Below are 17,605 nucleotides of genomic sequence, written 5' to 3' on the forward strand. Positions count from 1 at the left end.
CGATCCGGCAATTTGTATAAGATCGGGCCAACCGGTCTGAAGATCGCAGGCATGGAGGAACGGCAAATGCGGTTTCGGCATTGTCTTGTTTCAAGCATCGCTCTCGGTGCTGTTACGTTCGCCTTATCGTTTCCGGATACGCTGCATGCGCAGCAGTCGTCGGTCTCCGTCGATGCCGACGACATTGGCGGCGTTGTGACCGGCCCGAACGGACCGGAGCCGGGCGTCTGGGTGATTGCCGAAACCACAGATCTTCCGACACGGTTCACAAAGAGCGTCGTAACCGACGATCAAGGCCGTTACGTCGTTCCCGATCTGCCGACCGCCAATTACCAGGTCTGGGCGCGCGGCTACGGCCTGGTCGATTCGCCGAGGATGCGGGCGAAGCCGGGTGAGATGCTCAATCATACGGCAGTGCCGGCGCCGGATGAACGCAGCGCCGCGCACTATTATCCCGCGATCTACTGGTACACGATGATGAAGATGCCGCCGGCCAAGGATTTCGGCGGCGCATCCGATATCCCGAAAGATATCACGCAGGATGTCTGGCGGATGCGGATGAACAATGTCGATTGCGTCGGTTGCCATCAACTCGGACAGGAATCCACACGCACGATCCCGGCCCAGTTCGGGCAATTCGAATCCGGAGAAGAGGCGTGGATGCGCCGCATCGCCGCCGGCCAGTCCGGTGAGATGATGACCAATCGCATCGCCGGGCAGCTTGGCGGCGTACCTTACAAATATTTCGGTGACTGGACCGACCGCGTCGCCAAGGGCGAATTGCCAAAGAACAAACCGACACGGCCGCAGGGGCTCGAGCGCAATATCGTCGTCACCACGTGGGACTGGTCGACGCCGGACAAATATCTCCACGATCTGATTTCGTCGGACCGGCGCAAGCCGACCGTGAATGCCCATGGAAAGCTTTTCGGCTCGCCGGAATATTCCACCGACATGATGCCGATCCTCGATCCGAAAACGCACACGGTGTCGTATTTCAAATTGCCGGTGCGGGATCCGGACATGCCAGTTTCGCTGGGTCCGGGACATGCCGGCGCCATCAAGCCGACGACGCCGTCGGCCTATTGGGGTGATGCGGTCCTGTGGGATACACGCGCCAACAACCACAATGCGATGTTCGACGACAAAGGTCGGCTATGGCTCGCGGCCAGTGTCCGCGGAATGGCCAATCCCGCCTTCTGCAAGGCTGGATCGGATCATCCGTCGGCTAAGGTCTTTCCACTCGAGACCAGCGCCCGGCAGGTGGCGATGCTTGATCCGGCGACCATGAAGTACTCCTTCATCGATACCTGCTTCGGCACGCATCATCCGCAATTCGGCTACGATGCCGACAACACGCTGTGGCTCAGCGGTTCTGGGCCGGTGGCGGGCTGGGTCAATACCCGCATTTTTGACGAGACTGGCGACGCCGCCAAAGCGCAGGGCTGGGCACCATTCGTGCTCGACACCAGCGGCAACGGCATCCTCGATACCTGGACCGAGCCCGGCAAGCCGGCGGAAACTGGAAAGGATATGCGGATCACCGGCGGCTCGGGTCCTTATGCGGTGATGCCGCATCCGACCGACGGTTCGATCTGGTACACGGTCGGTACATTCGGCGGGCAGCCCGGTTTTCTGCGCTTCGATCCGAAAACCAAGCTCAGCGAGTTCTATGCCGTCCCCAAACCGGGTTTCGGGATCCGTGGCGGTGATATCGACAAGGAGGGCGTGCTCTGGGGGTCGGCCTCGAGCGGTCATCTGGTGAGCTTTGATCGCCGCAAATGTAAAGGTCCACTCAATGGGCCGGCTGCGACCGGCGGTCACTGCAGGGAAGGTTTCGCGTTCCATCGCTATCCCGGGCCGGGTTTTGAAGGCTTTGAGGAATCCAGCGCCGAGGCGAGCTATTACACCTGGGTAGACCAGCACAATGCGGTCGGGCTCGGCGAGAACGTGCCGATCTCGACGGCCAATCTCCAGGATGGCTTTGTCGCGTTGAAGGACGGTCAGATGGTCCTGATGCGCGTTCCATACCCGATGGGCTTTTATGCCAAGGGCCTGGACGCGCGGATCGACGATCCGGCCGCCGGCTGGAAGGGCAGGGGCCTGTGGAGTGCGAGCGGCGATCGCACGCCCTGGCTCAACGAGCTCGGCAAGGGCGCGCGTCCGATGGCAGTGCAGATTCAGGTTCGGCCCGATCCGCTGGCCAAATAGATTTTGGAAACGATAGAAGTTGTACGCGGCAAAAGAGGACGAACAGCGCGCGATCTGAAAGTGCGCTTTCGCAGCAGGTTTCTTCATGACGGCCTGATGGCAACTATCGCAGCTCAGTCGTGGTGATGGTGCTTGCGCCTTTCCGTCGCGCCTGCAACAGGAATCATGACCAGCCGTCCGTAGCGGACGCCGCGTTCGGCGATGATGTGGTCGGAAAAGTTTCTGACCTCACGGGTATGGCCTTTCAGGGTGGTGACCTCAAGGCAGCTTTCGTCATTCAGATGCACATGCAACGTCGCAAGCGACAGGTCATGATGGCCGTGGAAATTCTGGACCAGCCGCTGCGCCAGATCGCGAGCCGCATGGTCATAGACATAGACAAGCGCTGCGACGCAATCGCCGTTGCCGCCCTCGTCCTCCTTCGCTTGCGCTAGACCCGCGCGAGCAAGATCGCGGATCGCTTCCGAGCGGTTCTGATAACCGCGCTTTTCCATTAGCGCATCGAGATCGGCGAGCAGATCTTCATCCAACGTGACAGTGACACGCTGCATTTTGAGCTCCGGGGGTAAGTATGATCTTTTGTTGACAACATCATACTGAGAAAGAGATGATCCGCCCGGCCCGTTTGCCGGAACGGGTCAGGGGGCGTCGTTTGAAGTTCAATAAATGCGTTGCGTCGCGCCGCAAAGGGCGCGCGGCGACGGTCGTTTTTGAAATCTCCTCGATCACGACCATTGGTCTGGCGATCTTGCATTCTCCCGCCGCGGCCCAGCGGGCGGTCGTGCTGCCGGAAATAGCAGTTTCGTCGGGAACGCAGGGCACACCGTCCGGCAGTTCGTCGTCTTCGACAACGGGCGAACCGCAGCCGGACAATGCGGCCAGCGAAGAGCGCGTCTCCGGCGACCAGATCAATTCGATGCCGATTGCGCGTCCCGGCGAAGCGCTGGAAATCACGCCCGGCCTCGTGGTGACCCAGCATAGCGGTGAGGGCAAGGCGAACCAGTATTTTCTGCGCGGCTTCAATCTCGATCATGGTACGGATCTCGCCATTACCGTGGATGGCATGCCGGTCAATATGCGCACCCATGGGCACGGCCAGGGATACGCCGATATCAACTTTCTCATCCCTGAACTGATTTCGTCCATGCTGATCCGCAAAGGTCCATATTTTGCTGACCTTGGTGATTTCTCCTCCGCCGGTGCCCTCGACATCGATTACGCACGCCGCTTTCAGAAAAACTTTGTCGGTGCGACCTATGGCAGTTTCGGATACCAGCGAGGCCTCGCCATCGGCTCGACGCCGCTCGGCGACGGCACACTCCTGTCCGCGCTCGAGGTCCACGGTTATGATGGCCCATGGGACGTGCCGGACAAGGTCCACAAGATCAATGGTGTCGTGCGCTACAGCCAGGGCACGATCAGCGACGGCTTCACGCTGACGGGCATGGCCTATTCCAATCGCTGGACCGCGACCGATCAGGTGGCACAGCGCGCGATCGACAACGGGGTGATCGGACGCTTCGGCTCGCTCGATCCGACCGATGGCGGACGATCCAGCCGCTACAGTCTTTCAACCCGCTGGTCGCGATCGACAGCCGCGACGCAGTCGAAGGTTGAGGCTTACGCGATCAACTCGTCGATGACGCTGTTCAACAACTTCACGTATTTCCTCGACGATCCGGTCAATGGCGATCAGTTCAGCCAGACCGACCGGCGCACGCTGATGGGGCTCAACGCAAGCCATCTGATGAAAGGAAGAATTGGCGATGTCGAGACGGAGAATCTGATCGGCATCCAGACGCGCTATGACGACATTCATCTCGGTCTGTTCAAAACCGCGCAACGCATGACGTTGTCCACGGTTCGCGACGACGCCGTTCGCGAGGGCAGTGTCGGCATCTATGGTCAGAACACCACCCGCTGGACCGACTGGTTCCGCACCATTGTCGGCCTGCGCGGTGACTTCTACGGGGCCAGGGTCAACAGCGATATCCCGGAAAATTCCGGTAGCGCCAGTGCCGGCATCGGCAGTCCGAAAGTGGGCGTCGTGTTTGGTCCTTTTGCCAAGACCGAGATCTTTCTGAATGCCGGCATGGGCCTGCACAGCAACGATGCACGCGGCTCGACCATTACCGTCGATCCGAATGATCCTGCATTACCGCTGCAGAAATCGCCCTTGCTGGTACGCTCGCGCGGCGCCGAGGTCGGCATCAAGAGCAATGCGATCCAGGGACTGGAAAGTTCGGTCGCGCTGTTCATGCTGAATTTCGATTCCGAGCTGCTGTTCGTCGGCGATGCCGGCACGACGGAAGCCAGCCGTCCGAGCCGCCGTGTCGGTATCGAATGGACCAACCGTTATGCGGTCACGCCCTGGCTCAGCCTCGATCTCGATCTCGCCTTCACGCGAGCCCGTTTTACGAATGACGATCCCGCCGGCAATTTTATTCCTGGCGCCCCGGATGCTGTCGTCAGCGCAGGTCTCGTCTTTGGCAAGGATACGGGATGGTACGGTTCCGCCAAGCTGCGCTACTTTGGGCCGCGCCCTCTCAACGAGGATGACAGCGTCCGGTCCTTGGCCAGCACGGTTATCAATGCTCGGCTCGGCTACAAGTTCGAGAACGGCCTGCGCGTTCAGCTCGACGCTTTTAACCTGTTCAATGCGAAAACGAACCAGATCGAATATTTTTATACATCGCGGCTTCCGGGCGAGCCGCTCGCCGGCGTCGACGACCGGCATGTTCATCCCATCGAACCGACCGCGGTCCGGCTGACACTGGCTGGCCAGTTCTGAGGGCGTGCGGTCAGGCAATCCAAAACTGCCGCTATTTTAGCCTGTTGACGGGCGGGACGAGTGGTGCTTCCACTCACGCAACAAGCGGGAGAAAGCCGATGGGCTGGTTCAAGCAAAAGCAGCCGGTGGTGCACGATCTGAAGCCGGCGGATGTGGCGCGCGGGATCGCCGAAGGCCGCGTGCTGCTGGTTGATGTGCGCGAGCCGAACGAAGTAGCGATCGAAGCCTATCCGGATGCCGTCGTCGTACCGCTGTCGTCGTTCGAGCCGACGGAGATACCAGATCCCCGTGGCCGACAGGTGGTGTTCGCCTGCCGCTCGGGACGCCGCTCCGTCACCGCTGCACTCGCTGCGCAGGAAGCCGGCCTGCCGTACGACTCTCATCTTGAAGGCGGCATCTTGGCCTGGAAAGAGGCTGGACTGCCGACCAAAACCGGATAGGCCGAAGAGACCATGCGATCGACGCCGAAACTCGCGTCCGCTGTTGCGACAGCCGGGCTTGCGCTTGCCGCTTTTGTATGGCCCGCCGCCGCGCAAAAGGAGCGAATCCTCAACGTCTATAACTGGTCCGACTATATCGACCCGGCGGTGCTGCAGGACTTCACCAAGGAGACCGGCATCAAGGTCCGCTATGACACCTTCGATTCCAACGACACGCTGGAAGTGAAGCTGCTCACTGGCAGATCCGGCTACGATATCGTCGTGCCGACCGCGTATTTTCTCGAGCGCCAGATCAAGGCCGGGCTGTTCCAGAAGCTCGACAAGAGCAAGCTGCCGAACCTGCAGAATGTCTGGCCGGCCATTGCCGAACGGTTGGCGACATACGATCCGAATAACAATTTCGCGGTCAACTATATGTGGGGCACCACCGGCATCGGCTACAACGTCAAGAAGGCGAAGGAGATCCTGGGCGGCGGCGTGCCGGATTCATGGGACATCGTGTTCAAGCCGGAAAATCTTGCGAAGTTCAAGGATTGCGGCGTGATGATGCTCGATTCCGCCGACGACATCATGCCGGCTGCGTTGCAGTATCTCGGTCTCAATCCCAACAGCACCAGTCAGGCCGATCTCGAAAAGGCGGCCGATTTGTTGAGTAAGGTACGGCCTTCCGTCCGCAAATTTCACTCGTCCGAATACCTCACCGCACTCGCGACCGGCGAGATTTGTCTTGTCGTCGGCTGGTCTGGCGACATCAAGCAATCGCAGAAGCGCGCCGCCGAAGCCAAGGGCGGCGTCGAAGTCGGTTATGCGATCCCGAAGGGCGGCGCGCAGATGTGGTTCGACAATTTTGCGATCCCGAAGGATGCGAAAAACGTTACCGAAGCACATGCTTTCATCGATTACATGATGCGTCCCGACATTGCGGCGAAGAACTCGAACTTTGTCGCCTATCCCAACGGCAATCTTGCCAGCCAGACGCTGATCGATCCGGTGGTGTTCAAGGACACGACGATCTATCCGGACGATGCGACGATGAAAAGTCTCTACACCGTCACCGCGCGCGATGCGAAGACGCAGCGGATCATGAACCGGCTGTGGACGCGCGTGAAGACGGGGAAATAATGCCGAAGACCCTCTCTGGAAGGAGAGGGTGAAGATTCACCGCCACCTGCGATGCAGCCATAGCCACTGGTCCGGATTCTCCCGGATCCAGCCTTCGACCACGTCGGTGATCTTCTGCATCGTGCCCTGTACGTCGATCTTGCCGTCGGCGTCGCGCACGGGCGGGACTTCCGGTGTCAGCTCGACGAAAAAACGGTGGTTGGGCTTGCGAACCACGCGCACGCCATGGATCGGGCATTCCACCTGCCGTGCCAGTCGCGCAATGAGCGGGTTGGCGTTGGTCTGCCGCCCGAAAAACGTCACCGGCACGCCGCGCACGTAATATTGGTCGACCAGCATGCCGACATGCAGGCCTTCCTGCAGCGCTTCGCCGGCTTTCAGCGCGCCATCAAGACCGGTCTTGATCAGCCGGCCCATATTCACGCCGCGGGTCGCCATCACCATGTCGGCGATCGCGCCGATATTTGGTGCGCGGTAAACCGCAGCGCTCGGCAGGTTATGAGCCGGGCCGGGCAGGGCCGGCATCTCCCAATTGGCCAGATGCGCCGCAAACACGAGCGCCGGCTTGCCATCATCGCGCAACTGGATGAAGCGCTCCTCGGAAGCCGGATCGAAATCGATGTGGCTGCTGCCGCGATTGTCCGGATCGTGATCCCAGATGCGATCGAGATGTGCGAACTCGATGCCCAGACGTCCGAGATTGTCCCATACGCCGAGAAGGATGTCCTCGATCTCGGCGTCCGATTTCTCCGGGAAAGCCATCCGCAGGTTGTTGCGGCCGATCTTGTGCTCACGCAGCTTCGGTCCGACCTTGCGCATGACCTTGGCCGCAAAGTCCGACATGCGATGCGGATCGGTCCAGCGCAGCATCTTGATCAGGCCGACCGCGGCATTGCCGACGACCACATCGCGAACGGCGTTCGGAACGCGGATGCGCATCAATCAATCCGGCGGATCACAGCGTCACAATCACTTTGCCGAACACCTGCCGCGTTTCGAGGCGTTCGAGACCGCGCTCGAATTGCTCCAGCGGCACTTCCATGTCGATGACAGGCGTCAATCCCGCTGCCATCTTGTCGAGCCCTTCGGAGATGTTGCGCATGGTCGCGCCGAACGAGCCGAAGATCTTGTATTGCTGCTGGAACAGCTGCATCAGATTCATCTGCACCGTCGGCCCCGCGGTCGAGCCGCAGGTGACCAGCCGGCCGCCGCGCTTCAACACCAGCAGCGAACCGTTGAAGCCTTCGCCGCCGACATGTTCGAACACGACGTCGACGCCTTTCTTCGCCGTGAGCTTGCGCGTCACGCTCTCGAACCGGTCCTTGCGGTAATTGATGACGTGATCGGCCCCCAGCGCCTTGGCTTTCTCGATCTTGTTGTCGTCGCCGACGGTGGTGATGACCGTGCAGCCGATCGCCTTTGCCATCAAGATGGCGGCGGTGCCGATGCCTGAACCCGCGGCATGGACCAAAATCGTTTCGCCCGGCTGCAGCTTGGCATTATCGAACAGCATGTGCTGGACGGTCGAATAGGCGACCGGCGTGCAGGCGGCGTCGCGCATCGATACGCCCTTCGGCACCGGGATGACCAGCCGCTCTTGCATGTTGACGATTTCGCGCGCGAAGCCGTCGACATGGAAGCCCATCACGCCGTTGACGTTTTCGCAGAGATTGTCGCGGCCTTCCTTGCAGGCCTTGCAGACGCCGCAGGTCAGCGCGCCATACATCACGACAGGGTCGCCGGCCGAAAAGCGCGTGACGCCATCGCCGACCGACATCACTTCGCCGGCCGCCTCGACGCCGACAACCACGGGGAAAGCGCGCTTGGCGAAAGCCATGCCGCGATAGCCCCAGAGGTCGAGATGGTTGAGCCCCACCGCCTTGATGCGAATCTGTACCTCGCCGGCGCCAGGCGGAGGCGGCGGGGGGAGATCGACCAGGTCGAGCTTGCGGTCAGCAATCAGGGCGAGCGCACGCATCAGCGCTGGTCTCCGGTCATGGGCGGGAAGGGTTTCGGGCGCTTTGCCTATCGCCCGTATGCGGGCGGCGTCAACCCGCTTCTAGTCCTGCACTTCGGGCGCGGCCGCCGCTTCGTGGGCCAGCGGCGCGGCCTGCGGGGCCAGGATATCGAAGGTCCGCTCCTGGCGTTCCGGCGGTGCCGTCGTCCGGGTCCGGTAGACCGCGACGATGGCCAGCACCAAGCCGGCACAGGCCATCATGTACAAAATGCCGTCGATGCTGTGACGCTGGATCAGGACCGAGCCGAGGAGGGGGCCGAGCACGGAACCGATGCCGCTCGCCAGCAGGAGGCGGCCGCTGACGGCGACGATGCTGTCGGCCGGCATCCGGTCATGCGCATGGGCGACGCTCACCGGGTAGATGGTCGACATCAGACCACCGAACAATGCTGCGACCGGCAGGATCACGCCCAGGATAGGGGGGAGCCGTAGCATGATGACGGCCGTGATCATCAGGCCGGCGCCAAGGACCGCTACGACGATCCGGCGGTCGAAACGATCGGAGATCCGGCCGATCGGAACCTGGAAGGCGAGGCCGCCGAGGACAGCCGCCAGCATGAACAGCCCAATGGTCCCACGATCGACATTCTCGTCCTGCATCCAGGCTGGGACGAGGGTATAGAACGCGCCGCTGATGAAGCCGCTTAACAACGCGCCTGCGACCGCAACCGGCGCTTCACGCGACAATTGTCCATAGGGGAGAAATGCGGTCGCAATGATCTGGGGCTGTTCGGCACGCGTCATGCTGACCAGCACCAGGGCAATGGCGAACAGCACAATGACGATATTGAACGGTCCCGCGGTTTCGATCTCGACCCGGCTGATCAGCAATTGCCCAAGCGCGAGCGCTGCGAAACAACCGACCATGTAGATGGAAAAAACACGGCCACGCTCTGTTGGATCTGCCTTGGCGTTCAGCCAGCTTTCCGTTGTGACAAAGAGGCCGGCGCAACCAAAGCCAATGATCGCCCGTAGAATGGCCCAGGGCGCTGGTTGTTCCATGAGGGCCATGGCCGCTGTCGCAGCGATGACGATGCCGCCGAAGGCCGCATAGACGCGGATATGTCCGAATCTTTCGATGATGTTTTTGCAAAACAGCGCGCCGAGGGTGAAACCGGCGAAGTAACTGCTCAGGACCACACCCGCGACGAGTCCGTCGAAATCGGCAAGTGCGACGCGGAGCGCGAAAAAAGTTCCAAAAAATCCGATCGCGAGTTGTACGGTGCTGGTCGCGACGATGAGTGTACCAATTTGCGCTTTGGCTTTGACGGACTGGCCAGATTGCATTGCACCACCTGACCAGTGTCGTGGTTCAGAAATTCGCTTTATTAGTCGCGGCGAGTCTTTCAAGCGAATTTCTGAACCAAACGACACTGGAATGTTGAATTTGCCAGTATCCCATCGAATCCGATGTTCGCTCCCGAGGGCGCTGCAAAATCAAGCGAACCTCGGATTCGGGACACTAGGCAGCCAATGCATTGTCGCTCACGTCCGGCTGCGCGCGTCAGTATCGCCGCAACTGTATCAATATCGTGGTGAGAGCCGCAAAAATTCCAGAAAAGTCACATCGTGCCGTCCTCAGAGAGGACGGCACGGCAACAGGTCAGAACGGTGCAGTGATGTGACGCGTTACGCCGGCTCACCGGTGACGACGACGCAGGTATTCTGCCCGCCGAAGCCAAAGGAGTTGGAAATCACCCGCCGCACCTTGGCGTCGCGTGCGACATTTGGCACGACGTCCAGCGGGATGGCCGGATCAGGGACTGCATAATTGATGGTCGGCGGGATGCGCTGATTGATGATGGTCAGCGCCGAGACCACAGCCTCGATCGCGCCGGCCGCCGTCAGCGTGTGGCCGATCATCGACTTGTTAGACGAAATCGGAATGCCCTTCAGCCGCTCGCCGAACACGGTCGAGACGCCGAGATATTCCATCTTGTCATTCTCGGGTGTCGAGGTGCCATGCGCGTTGATGTAGTCGACGTCTTCCGGCGTCACACCGGCATCGTCGAGCGCCCTGCGCATGCAGGAGATCACCGGCTTGCCGTCGGGGCTCGATCGCGTGCGGTGGAAATTGTCGGCCTTCTCGCCGACGCCCTCGACGACGGCGAGAATTTTCGCCCCGCGCGCCACCGCATGATCGTAGCTTTCCAGCACGACAGCGCCCGCGCCTTCCGCCAGCACAAAGCCGTCGCGGTTCTTGGAGAAGGGGCGCGACGCGCCTTGCGGCGCCGTATTGTTGGTCGAAAGAGCCGAGAGCAATGAGAAGCGCACGACGGACTCAGCGGTGATCGATCCGTCCGCGCCGATCGCAAGCGCCGCCTCGCATTCGCCCCGTTGAATGGCTTCGACGCCGAGCTGGATCGCCGTTGCGCCCGAGGCGCAGGCTGTGGTCAGCGAGATCGGCGAGCCCTTGGTGCCGAAATGCTCGGCGAGCCGTTCCGGTACGACACCGTATTTCGATGCTTCGTAGAAGGAGCTGAATTCAGGTTTGGTCGCGACACGGACAAGATCGGCATATTCGATCTTCTCGTTGGTGCCGGAGGCGGCGGCGAGCGCATAGCGCTGCGACCATTCGATTTCGAGCGGCGGGAAGGCCAGGAAGAACGGGCCGGGGAAATCGCCCTTGCCGATGCCGGATTCCTCGATCGCTTCAGTGCCGGCAAGACGCGCGAGCTTTTCCGAAAGCTCGGACGACACCATGCCGTCCTCATAGACGTGATCGACGGCACCAGCGATGGTGGTACGCAGGCCTTCGGTTGCAAATCGTGTGATGGACCGGATGCCGGATTCGCCCGCGGTGAGACGCTGCCAGTTATCTTCCTTGCCGGTGCCAAGCGGGGAGACGATGCCCATCCCGGTGATGACGACGACCGGACGGCCTTTCTTGTCGCGCAATGCCATGCTTCACCCCACACGTTCGATCAGCGCCAATCCCTCGCCGCGCCAGTGACCGACCGAGGTCACAACGGCCTGGGAAATACCGCCTGCTGGCGCATCGCCCGTGTCGCCACTGCCGGACGCCGGAAACAGCGTGCCCTTGCGCACAGCCTGGCAGCCGATGGCGATATTGGCAAGAAACTGCGCCTCCATCCCGTTGCCGATATAGGTGGTCGTGGCGCGGACCGGGAGACCGATCTCGGACAAAACCTTGCGCTCTTCGGAAGTTGCCGGCTCGGCCCCGGAGGCGCCGGAAATGACCACGGCGCTATCGCGGTTCACCGCGTTTTCGAGGCTCGACCATTCGGCCTGCAGCGTGGCTGCGGTATCGCCGGGCTTGCGGGGGTTGCGGTTGGACAACACGCGCGAGAGCTTGGCGATCGGTTTGGCGCCGCGTTTCTCTGCGTGCTCGCGGCTCTCCAGCACGACAAAGGCGCCCATCGCGGCAAGCGCCAGCGCGCCATTGGGGCCACGATCCCAGACGGGACGGAATGGCGCTTCCAGCAGCGGCGTTCCGAGCCGGAACAGCAGCACCAGATCCCAGCGTGTGCCGTTATAGGCGCCGCCGACAAGGCTGATGTCGCTTTGCCCGGCCGCGATACGCGCATGGGCGATGTTCAGTGCATCGGCGCCGGACGCTTCCTCGCCCATGAAGGTGCGCGAGGAGCCGACCACGCCATGCACCAGCGAAATATTCCCGGCGAGAAGATTGGGAAGCTGAGCCAGAAAGAGGGTGGGGCGCAGGTCGCTCATCAGCCGTTCGTTGACGAACGCGTCGCGCTTCTCAGCGTTGCGCACATCCGTGAGGATCGCGGTATCGACTGTCACGTCGCGCTCGCCGCCGCCGGCGGCGACGATCATGTCGGTCCTGTCGAGGATCTCGGTATTCTTGGCGACGCCGGCATCGGTCAGCGCGAGGCCTGCGGCATAAACGCCGATGCGCTGCCATGCTTCCATCTGCCGCTGATCCCTTTTGGGAATCTGCGTATCGTATTCAATCGGACCAACGGGGAAGGTGATGTAAGGCGCAAACGTCTTGTCGTCGTACGCGGGCGTTCCGCCGGCCATCAGCTTGTCCCAATGCTGATCGAGCCCTTCGCCAAGCGCAGAGACAAGACCAATACCGGTAATCCAGACGTCGTGACGATCGCTCACTGAAACACGCTAATCCTTGAACGCACTCCGATGCCGTCCGGCATCATGATTTGCTGTCGACCTTGCGGAAATCGTCGAGCGGAAAATCGAGCTGCCTGGCCCAGGTGACCATGGTGTTCTGGAATTCCGGGCTTGGGTAGGGGATGATCCGGTAGGTCAGGCGGGCATCGGCAATCGCCGTCGTGCCGGATTTGATTTTTCCGTCAGCAATGGCGAAACCTGATCCGTCGTGAATGATCTTGCCCTCGGTCGAAAGCTCCATGCCGGGAAACACGGCGCCGCGGACTTTCGCTTCCTTCACGCCGGCGAGAACCGGCAAGCCGGTAAAGCCGGTGATGGCGCTGACGAGCCAGCCGCAGGTCTGTGCCATATTCTCGATCAAGAGGACGCCCGGCATCAGCGGATAGCCGGGGAAATGCCCTTCAAAGACCGGGCTTTCCATCGGCACCTTGCTCTCGGTGCGAATCCAGCGCTCGTCGGCTTTCACCTCGACGAAGCGGTCCAGCATCTGGAAATATTCAAGCCGCATGGACGCCTGCCCCGTGTTGGAAGGACAATGAGGCGCAACTGGTCTTCGTCATCCGCCCGTCTCAGGCAGAGTTTTTCGCCGCGATCAATTCGTCGATGCGGGCGCACAGATTTTTCAGGACGAAATACTGATCCGTCGTCGCCTGACCGTCATTGATCTGCTGGGTCCATTGCTCCAGAGGCAGCTTGATCCCAAAGGCTTTGTCGATCGCAAAGGCGATATCCAGAAAATCGAGGCTGTCGATTTTCAGATCGTCGATGGCATGGCTTTCCGGCGTGATCGTATCGCGGGGAATATCGCACGTCTCGGCAATGATATCGGCGACTTTATCGAAAGTGGTGGACATCTGTGCTCTCAAGGATCACGGGCAGGCGGCTGTCAGCCCAGGGAAGGGGACGGCTAGAGTCTGCCGTTTTTGGGATTTGAAGCCCTATAGCGAAGGCGGGGCGCAAGTTCAACGGCGCCGCGTCATCCGCGGCTTTCTGTGCCCCTCCCTTGTGCAAAGGGGCCCAATTTCCTAACCAGCAGGTCGCCTTCCGGCGGCGGTGGACGATGAGCGAGCCAAAAAACAGCGAACCCACGGTCAAAAAGCGCTGCGTCTTCTTTCTGGGCGGCTATGAGCCGATCCCGCCGCAGCGCCAGCACGAACGGTTTATCCGGGAACTGGCCAGGTCCGAAAAGGCCTGGTCGGCCAAGGCCGAGGTCGGCCCACTGGAGGTGTCTCCGGACGGGCGGGTCGGCCTGTGGAGAATCGCGACGGGCGGCCCGAACTGGTCGACAAAGGCCGAATACCGGTCGCTCCTGTGGCACGACATCGTCATGACCGATTTCGGCCGCCCGGCGTGGCGCCGGGTGCTGCAGAGCATCGTGGCTTTCGGCGATTTCATCCTGACCGGCACCGCCTTCCGCTATCTCGCGGTCAATTGGCGCTATGGGCTGTTCTTTCTCTATCCGGTCATTCTGCTGGTCGGTTTTGCAGCATTGGCGGCCTATGGGGCGGCCTATCTCACCGGCCTCGGATTGCCCTTGCCGTATCTCCTTGGGCCGCTGATCGCATTGGCGATTTTCTCGATCCTGATTGTCTGGCCGGGCCGCTTCCTGCTGCTCGACTACATGATGGATGACTGGATCTTTGCGCACGAATTTGTCCACAGGTCTCGCGCGGGCCTCGACGCGCGGCTCGATGACTTTGCGAAGAAGCTCGCCGATGTCCTGCGCGAGGGGGGCTACGACGAGGTGGTCTTTGCCGCGCACAGCCTTGGTTGCGCGTTGAAAGTGGCGGTGGTCGATCGCGCGCTGCAGATGGTGCCGGGTTTCGGCAAGAATGGAGAGCGCCTTGTTTTGCTCTCGACCGGCTCGTCGGTTTTGAAGATTGCCTTTCACCCGAAGGGATTATGGATGAAAGAGGCCGTCGCCCGGGTCTCCGCGAATCCGGCGATCTTCTGGGTCGAGTATCAATCGATGGCCGACCCGATCAGTTTCTATAAAGTCGACCCGATCGCGGCGCTGAAATTACCGGCGACCGGTCGGCCGATCATCCGGCGGGTGCATATCCGCGACATGCTGCAGACGGCGACCTATAGACGATTCAGGGCGAACTTCTTTCGTCTGCATCGTCAGTTGGTCATGGGGAACGAGAAACGGTACTTCTACGACTATTACATGATCTGTTGCGGCCCGTTGCGCCTTGAGACGCGCGTCACGAAGCCGGAAACAATCGTCGCCAGTTTTGCCCCGGACGGCGCTCTGATAGAGCCAAAAGATCAATCTTTTCAACCACAAAGGACCAATGCTTCATGACGCCCGCCATCGCCAAAGCCATTCTCGTGATTGGCGCGGTCTCCTGGTTCGTGATTCGGCTGCCGCATCAAAAGCGGTCGTGGAAAACCGCCACCCGCATCAACCAGCGCACCTCCCGCGAGAAGTTGCTTTTAACCTGTTCTTTCATGGGGTTAGGCGTCATTCCTTGCATTTATGTTTTCGCCGGCGTGCCGCGATTTGCCAATTATCCGTTCCAGCCGATCCTCGCCTGGCTCGGCACGGCCGTGTTTGCGGCTTCGCTCTGGCTGTTTTTTCGGGTGCACAAGGAGCTCGGCCGCAACTGGTCCGATTCGCTGGAAGTGCGCGAAAAGCACGTGCTCGTCACCGAAGGTCTCTACCACTACGTAAGGCACCCCATGTACACGGCATTTTTCATGTGGGCGGTGGCGCAATTGCTGCTGTTGCCGAACTGGATTGCCGGCCCTGCGGGCCTCGTCGGTTTCGGTATTCTTTTCTTCTTCCGCGTCGGTCGCGAGGAGCAAATGATGCTGGAAACCTTTGGTGAAGACTATCGGGCTTATATGCAACGGACAGCCCGTCTAATCCCCGGAATCTACTAGAGATTGACGTGGCAACACGGCAACACAGTTAAAGCTTCACGTTGAAAACGTTCCAGCAATGTGGCGTTTCGCGGGTATGGCGTTGTACACCGGAATGTGTCGGCGGGCGGTTCTCAATGACGCGGACCGAGCCATGAACAGAATGCGGAGCATCGGGTCCGATGAGGGGGAGCTTGCGGAACTGGGCATTTTTGCCCGTTGTGGCGCTGATTTTGGCCGTTATCGCGAACGGGCCGGTATCGGCGCAGAATACAGCCTCGATTGAACGGTCCACCAAATCGCCTTCCAAGCGAATCGCGCAGAGCGCGGGACACGTTTATCTGCTCCGCGGACTTTTGAACGTCTTTTCGCTCGGCATGGATGACCTTGCCGCCAAGATCCAGGCACGCGGTATCAGCGCCAGCGTCCATAATCACTCCGAATGGCAGACGCTGGCGGACGATATCATCGCAAAATACAAGGCCGGTAACCGCGCGCCGATCATTCTCGTCGGGCATTCGCTCGGTGCCGATGCTGTGATGTTCATGGGCGAATATCTTGGGAAGAATCGCGTGCCGGTTGCGCTGATCGTGCCGTTTGACGGCACCGGGTCTTTCGCGGCGTCGAGCAATGTCGCGCGCGTGATGAATCTGACCCAGCGCGATTATGCGCATATGCGGCGCGGTGCTGGTTTCCGTGGCGAATTATCGAATATCGACATGAGCGGCCAGCCCGGCATCGATCATGTCAATATCGACAAGTCGGCGCGTCTGCACACGATGGTTCTGAACAAGATCCAGGCGGTGCTCCGACGTGGTGGCAGCCGCACGGCCGCACCAAAAGCTCAACCGGCGCCGGAAGCAGCTGCCCCTGCTGCCCCGCAGTCGCCCCCTGCCGCCACTGCAAGCACGTCGGGTGCTTCGACGGCGCCGACCGATGCGAGCTCCACGCGGTAATTCAGAACTCTAAGCCCAAATCAGCGTTAGCGCGCGTCGCCTCGGAGGCGCGCTCTCTGCCTGCGATCAATCGGGACGGAACGCCGACTGATCGCAAACTTTCCACGTTTACGCCTGGCTTTGGAACGAATCGGTTTTTACCGCGACCCTCACAAGTCAACGAGATGTGAGGTGTCACGGATGCTGGCTCGGGGGATCAGCCGTATTCTTTTTGCTTCTTTCGCATTCACAACAACGGCTCTTGCCGACAACCGTCCTTCGATGAGCGGTATTGCTTCCGTCTACGGATATCGGGGAGAAAAGACAGCCAGTGGGGAAATGGCCCGGCCGCGCGGCCTGACCGCGGCGCATCGGAGCCTTCCGTTCGGAACGAAAGTTCGCGTCACCCACAAAAGAACCGGAAAGTCGGTGGTTGTTCGCATCAATGATCGCGGCCCCTTCATCAAAGGCCGTGTCATCGACCTGACCCCGCGCGCGGCATCAGCGATCGGTTTTTCGGGCCTCGCTCCCGTCGATCTTAAGGTTGAAAATTGAAAAACAGTCTCGGCCAAGCGCGCGGCCGCTGCTTCGCTGTCAGCGTGTCTTGATCGGCGTTTCGACCGGTGTGCAGCCGCGCATGCCGGACAGAACGCAGTCCTGGTCCTTCCGCATCGTCGCGATTGAATTCGCGAGCCACAAAGCTGAGACCACCAGAAGCGTCACAAAGCCGAACGCGATCAAGTTCACCAGCATCCGATGCCTGAAATCATCGGGCTCGTCGTTATGCGCAAATTTTTCCAGCTCTCCGGCCGGAGGCTCTGCAAGACTGGGCGCCGGCCGGAACGGACGCCGGGTGCGAATATTGACCACTTTATCGCTGGTCGATGTCGGATGCTCCGGCATCGTATTCACTCACTTTGATAAGTCTGGTCTTGTATCATACTTGGCGAGACATTGGGTATTCCAACGCCATCAGCTCGCAGCTAACGCCGCGATTGCGGCAGCGCAAGATGCGCAGGCTAAGCGAACAAAATTGATGGGACCGATTTTCTGAGACGAAAGCGCAGACGCCGGATTTCTTATCCGGCGTCTGTCATGTCTGCTC

General features: G+C 60.5%; 17 protein-coding genes. 8 read left to right on the forward strand and 9 right to left on the reverse strand.

The features are described from left to right. Positions 1–66: 66 nt before the first annotated feature. Positions 67–2,211: a carboxypeptidase-like regulatory domain-containing protein gene (locus CAK95_RS20120; RefSeq protein ID WP_147413472.1), complete on the forward strand. Its 2,145-nt coding sequence runs from the start codon at positions 67–69 to the stop codon at positions 2,209–2,211. Between the two features lie 113 nt (positions 2,212–2,324). Here CAK95_RS20120 and nikR read toward each other — a convergent pair whose 3' ends face one another. Beyond that, a complete protein-coding gene (gene nikR / locus CAK95_RS20125) occupies positions 2,325–2,762 on the reverse strand; it encodes a nickel-responsive transcriptional regulator NikR (protein WP_086089535.1) in 438 nt (145 codons plus the stop codon). A gap of 182 nt (positions 2,763–2,944) precedes the next feature. Here nikR and CAK95_RS20130 point away from each other — a divergent pair, with 182 nt between their 5' ends. From CAK95_RS20130 to CAK95_RS20140, 3 genes are all read left to right on the forward strand, one after another. Then, positions 2,945–5,002: a TonB-dependent receptor gene (locus tag CAK95_RS20130; RefSeq protein ID WP_425349711.1), complete on the forward strand. Its 2,058-nt coding sequence runs from the start codon at positions 2,945–2,947 to the stop codon at positions 5,000–5,002. 98 nt (positions 5,003–5,100) lie between these two features. After that, a complete protein-coding gene (locus CAK95_RS20135; RefSeq protein ID WP_086089537.1) occupies positions 5,101–5,442 on the forward strand; it encodes a rhodanese-like domain-containing protein in 342 nt (113 codons plus the stop codon). Between the two features lie 12 nt (positions 5,443–5,454). After that, positions 5,455–6,564, forward strand: coding sequence for a polyamine ABC transporter substrate-binding protein (locus tag CAK95_RS20140; RefSeq protein ID WP_086089538.1), 1,110 nt, complete (start codon positions 5,455–5,457; stop codon positions 6,562–6,564). A 36-nt stretch (positions 6,565–6,600) separates the two neighbouring features. Here the strand turns inward: CAK95_RS20140 and CAK95_RS20145 are convergent, their stop codons facing one another. The 7 genes from CAK95_RS20145 to CAK95_RS20175 form a co-directional block, all read right to left on the reverse strand. After that, the gene (locus tag CAK95_RS20145; RefSeq protein WP_086089539.1) at positions 6,601–7,503 is read right to left on the reverse strand and encodes a lipid A biosynthesis lauroyl acyltransferase; all 903 of its coding nucleotides are present in this window, start codon (positions 7,501–7,503) and stop codon (positions 6,601–6,603) included. A 16-nt stretch (positions 7,504–7,519) separates the two neighbouring features. Next, positions 7,520–8,542 (reverse strand): zinc-binding dehydrogenase, encoded by a 1,023-nt coding sequence (locus CAK95_RS20150; protein WP_086089540.1) that lies wholly within the window; start codon positions 8,540–8,542, stop codon positions 7,520–7,522. Between the two features lie 81 nt (positions 8,543–8,623). Then, positions 8,624–9,868 (reverse strand): MFS transporter, encoded by a 1,245-nt coding sequence (locus CAK95_RS20155; protein WP_086089541.1) that lies wholly within the window; start codon positions 9,866–9,868, stop codon positions 8,624–8,626. 342 nt (positions 9,869–10,210) lie between these two features. Further along, complete coding sequence (locus CAK95_RS20160) at positions 10,211–11,485, reverse strand: beta-ketoacyl-ACP synthase (RefSeq protein ID WP_086089542.1); 1,275 nt, start codon at positions 11,483–11,485, stop codon at positions 10,211–10,213. A 3-nt stretch (positions 11,486–11,488) separates the two neighbouring features. Next, a complete protein-coding gene (locus CAK95_RS20165) occupies positions 11,489–12,676 on the reverse strand; it encodes a beta-ketoacyl-ACP synthase (RefSeq protein WP_086089543.1) in 1,188 nt (395 codons plus the stop codon). 43 nt (positions 12,677–12,719) lie between these two features. Continuing rightward, on the reverse strand, positions 12,720–13,205 hold the full coding sequence (locus tag CAK95_RS20170) for a 3-hydroxyacyl-ACP dehydratase FabZ family protein (RefSeq protein ID WP_086089544.1): 486 nt from the start codon (positions 13,203–13,205) through the stop codon (positions 12,720–12,722). A gap of 61 nt (positions 13,206–13,266) precedes the next feature. Continuing rightward, on the reverse strand, positions 13,267–13,551 hold the full coding sequence (locus CAK95_RS20175) for an acyl carrier protein (protein WP_086089545.1): 285 nt from the start codon (positions 13,549–13,551) through the stop codon (positions 13,267–13,269). 206 nt (positions 13,552–13,757) lie between these two features. Between CAK95_RS20175 and CAK95_RS20180 the strand changes: the two genes are divergently transcribed. The 4 genes from CAK95_RS20180 to CAK95_RS20195 all read left to right on the forward strand — a co-directional run bounded on the left by CAK95_RS20180 (position 13,758) and on the right by CAK95_RS20195 (position 17,055). Then, the gene (locus CAK95_RS20180) at positions 13,758–15,005 is read left to right on the forward strand and encodes a hypothetical protein (RefSeq protein WP_086089546.1); all 1,248 of its coding nucleotides are present in this window, start codon (positions 13,758–13,760) and stop codon (positions 15,003–15,005) included. Next, positions 15,002–15,586 carry a protein-S-isoprenylcysteine O-methyltransferase gene (locus tag CAK95_RS20185; RefSeq protein ID WP_086089547.1) on the forward strand — a complete coding sequence of 195 codons (585 nt, stop codon included), beginning with the start codon at positions 15,002–15,004 and terminating at the stop codon, positions 15,584–15,586. The genes CAK95_RS20180 and CAK95_RS20185 overlap by 4 nt, the downstream gene beginning before the upstream one ends. Positions 15,587–15,759: 173 nt before the next feature. Beyond that, on the forward strand, positions 15,760–16,521 hold the full coding sequence (locus CAK95_RS20190; RefSeq protein WP_157699688.1) for a hypothetical protein: 762 nt from the start codon (positions 15,760–15,762) through the stop codon (positions 16,519–16,521). A 180-nt stretch (positions 16,522–16,701) separates the two neighbouring features. Further along, complete coding sequence (locus tag CAK95_RS20195) at positions 16,702–17,055, forward strand: septal ring lytic transglycosylase RlpA family protein (protein WP_086089549.1); 354 nt, start codon at positions 16,702–16,704, stop codon at positions 17,053–17,055. A 39-nt stretch (positions 17,056–17,094) separates the two neighbouring features. Here CAK95_RS20195 and CAK95_RS20200 read toward each other — a convergent pair whose 3' ends face one another. After that, complete coding sequence (locus CAK95_RS20200; RefSeq protein ID WP_086089550.1) at positions 17,095–17,403, reverse strand: hypothetical protein; 309 nt, start codon at positions 17,401–17,403, stop codon at positions 17,095–17,097. Positions 17,404–17,605 lie beyond the last annotated feature (202 nt).

Source organism: Pseudorhodoplanes sinuspersici (genome assembly GCF_002119765.1).
In the GTDB taxonomy this organism is placed as follows: domain Bacteria; phylum Pseudomonadota; class Alphaproteobacteria; order Rhizobiales; family Xanthobacteraceae; genus Pseudorhodoplanes; species Pseudorhodoplanes sinuspersici.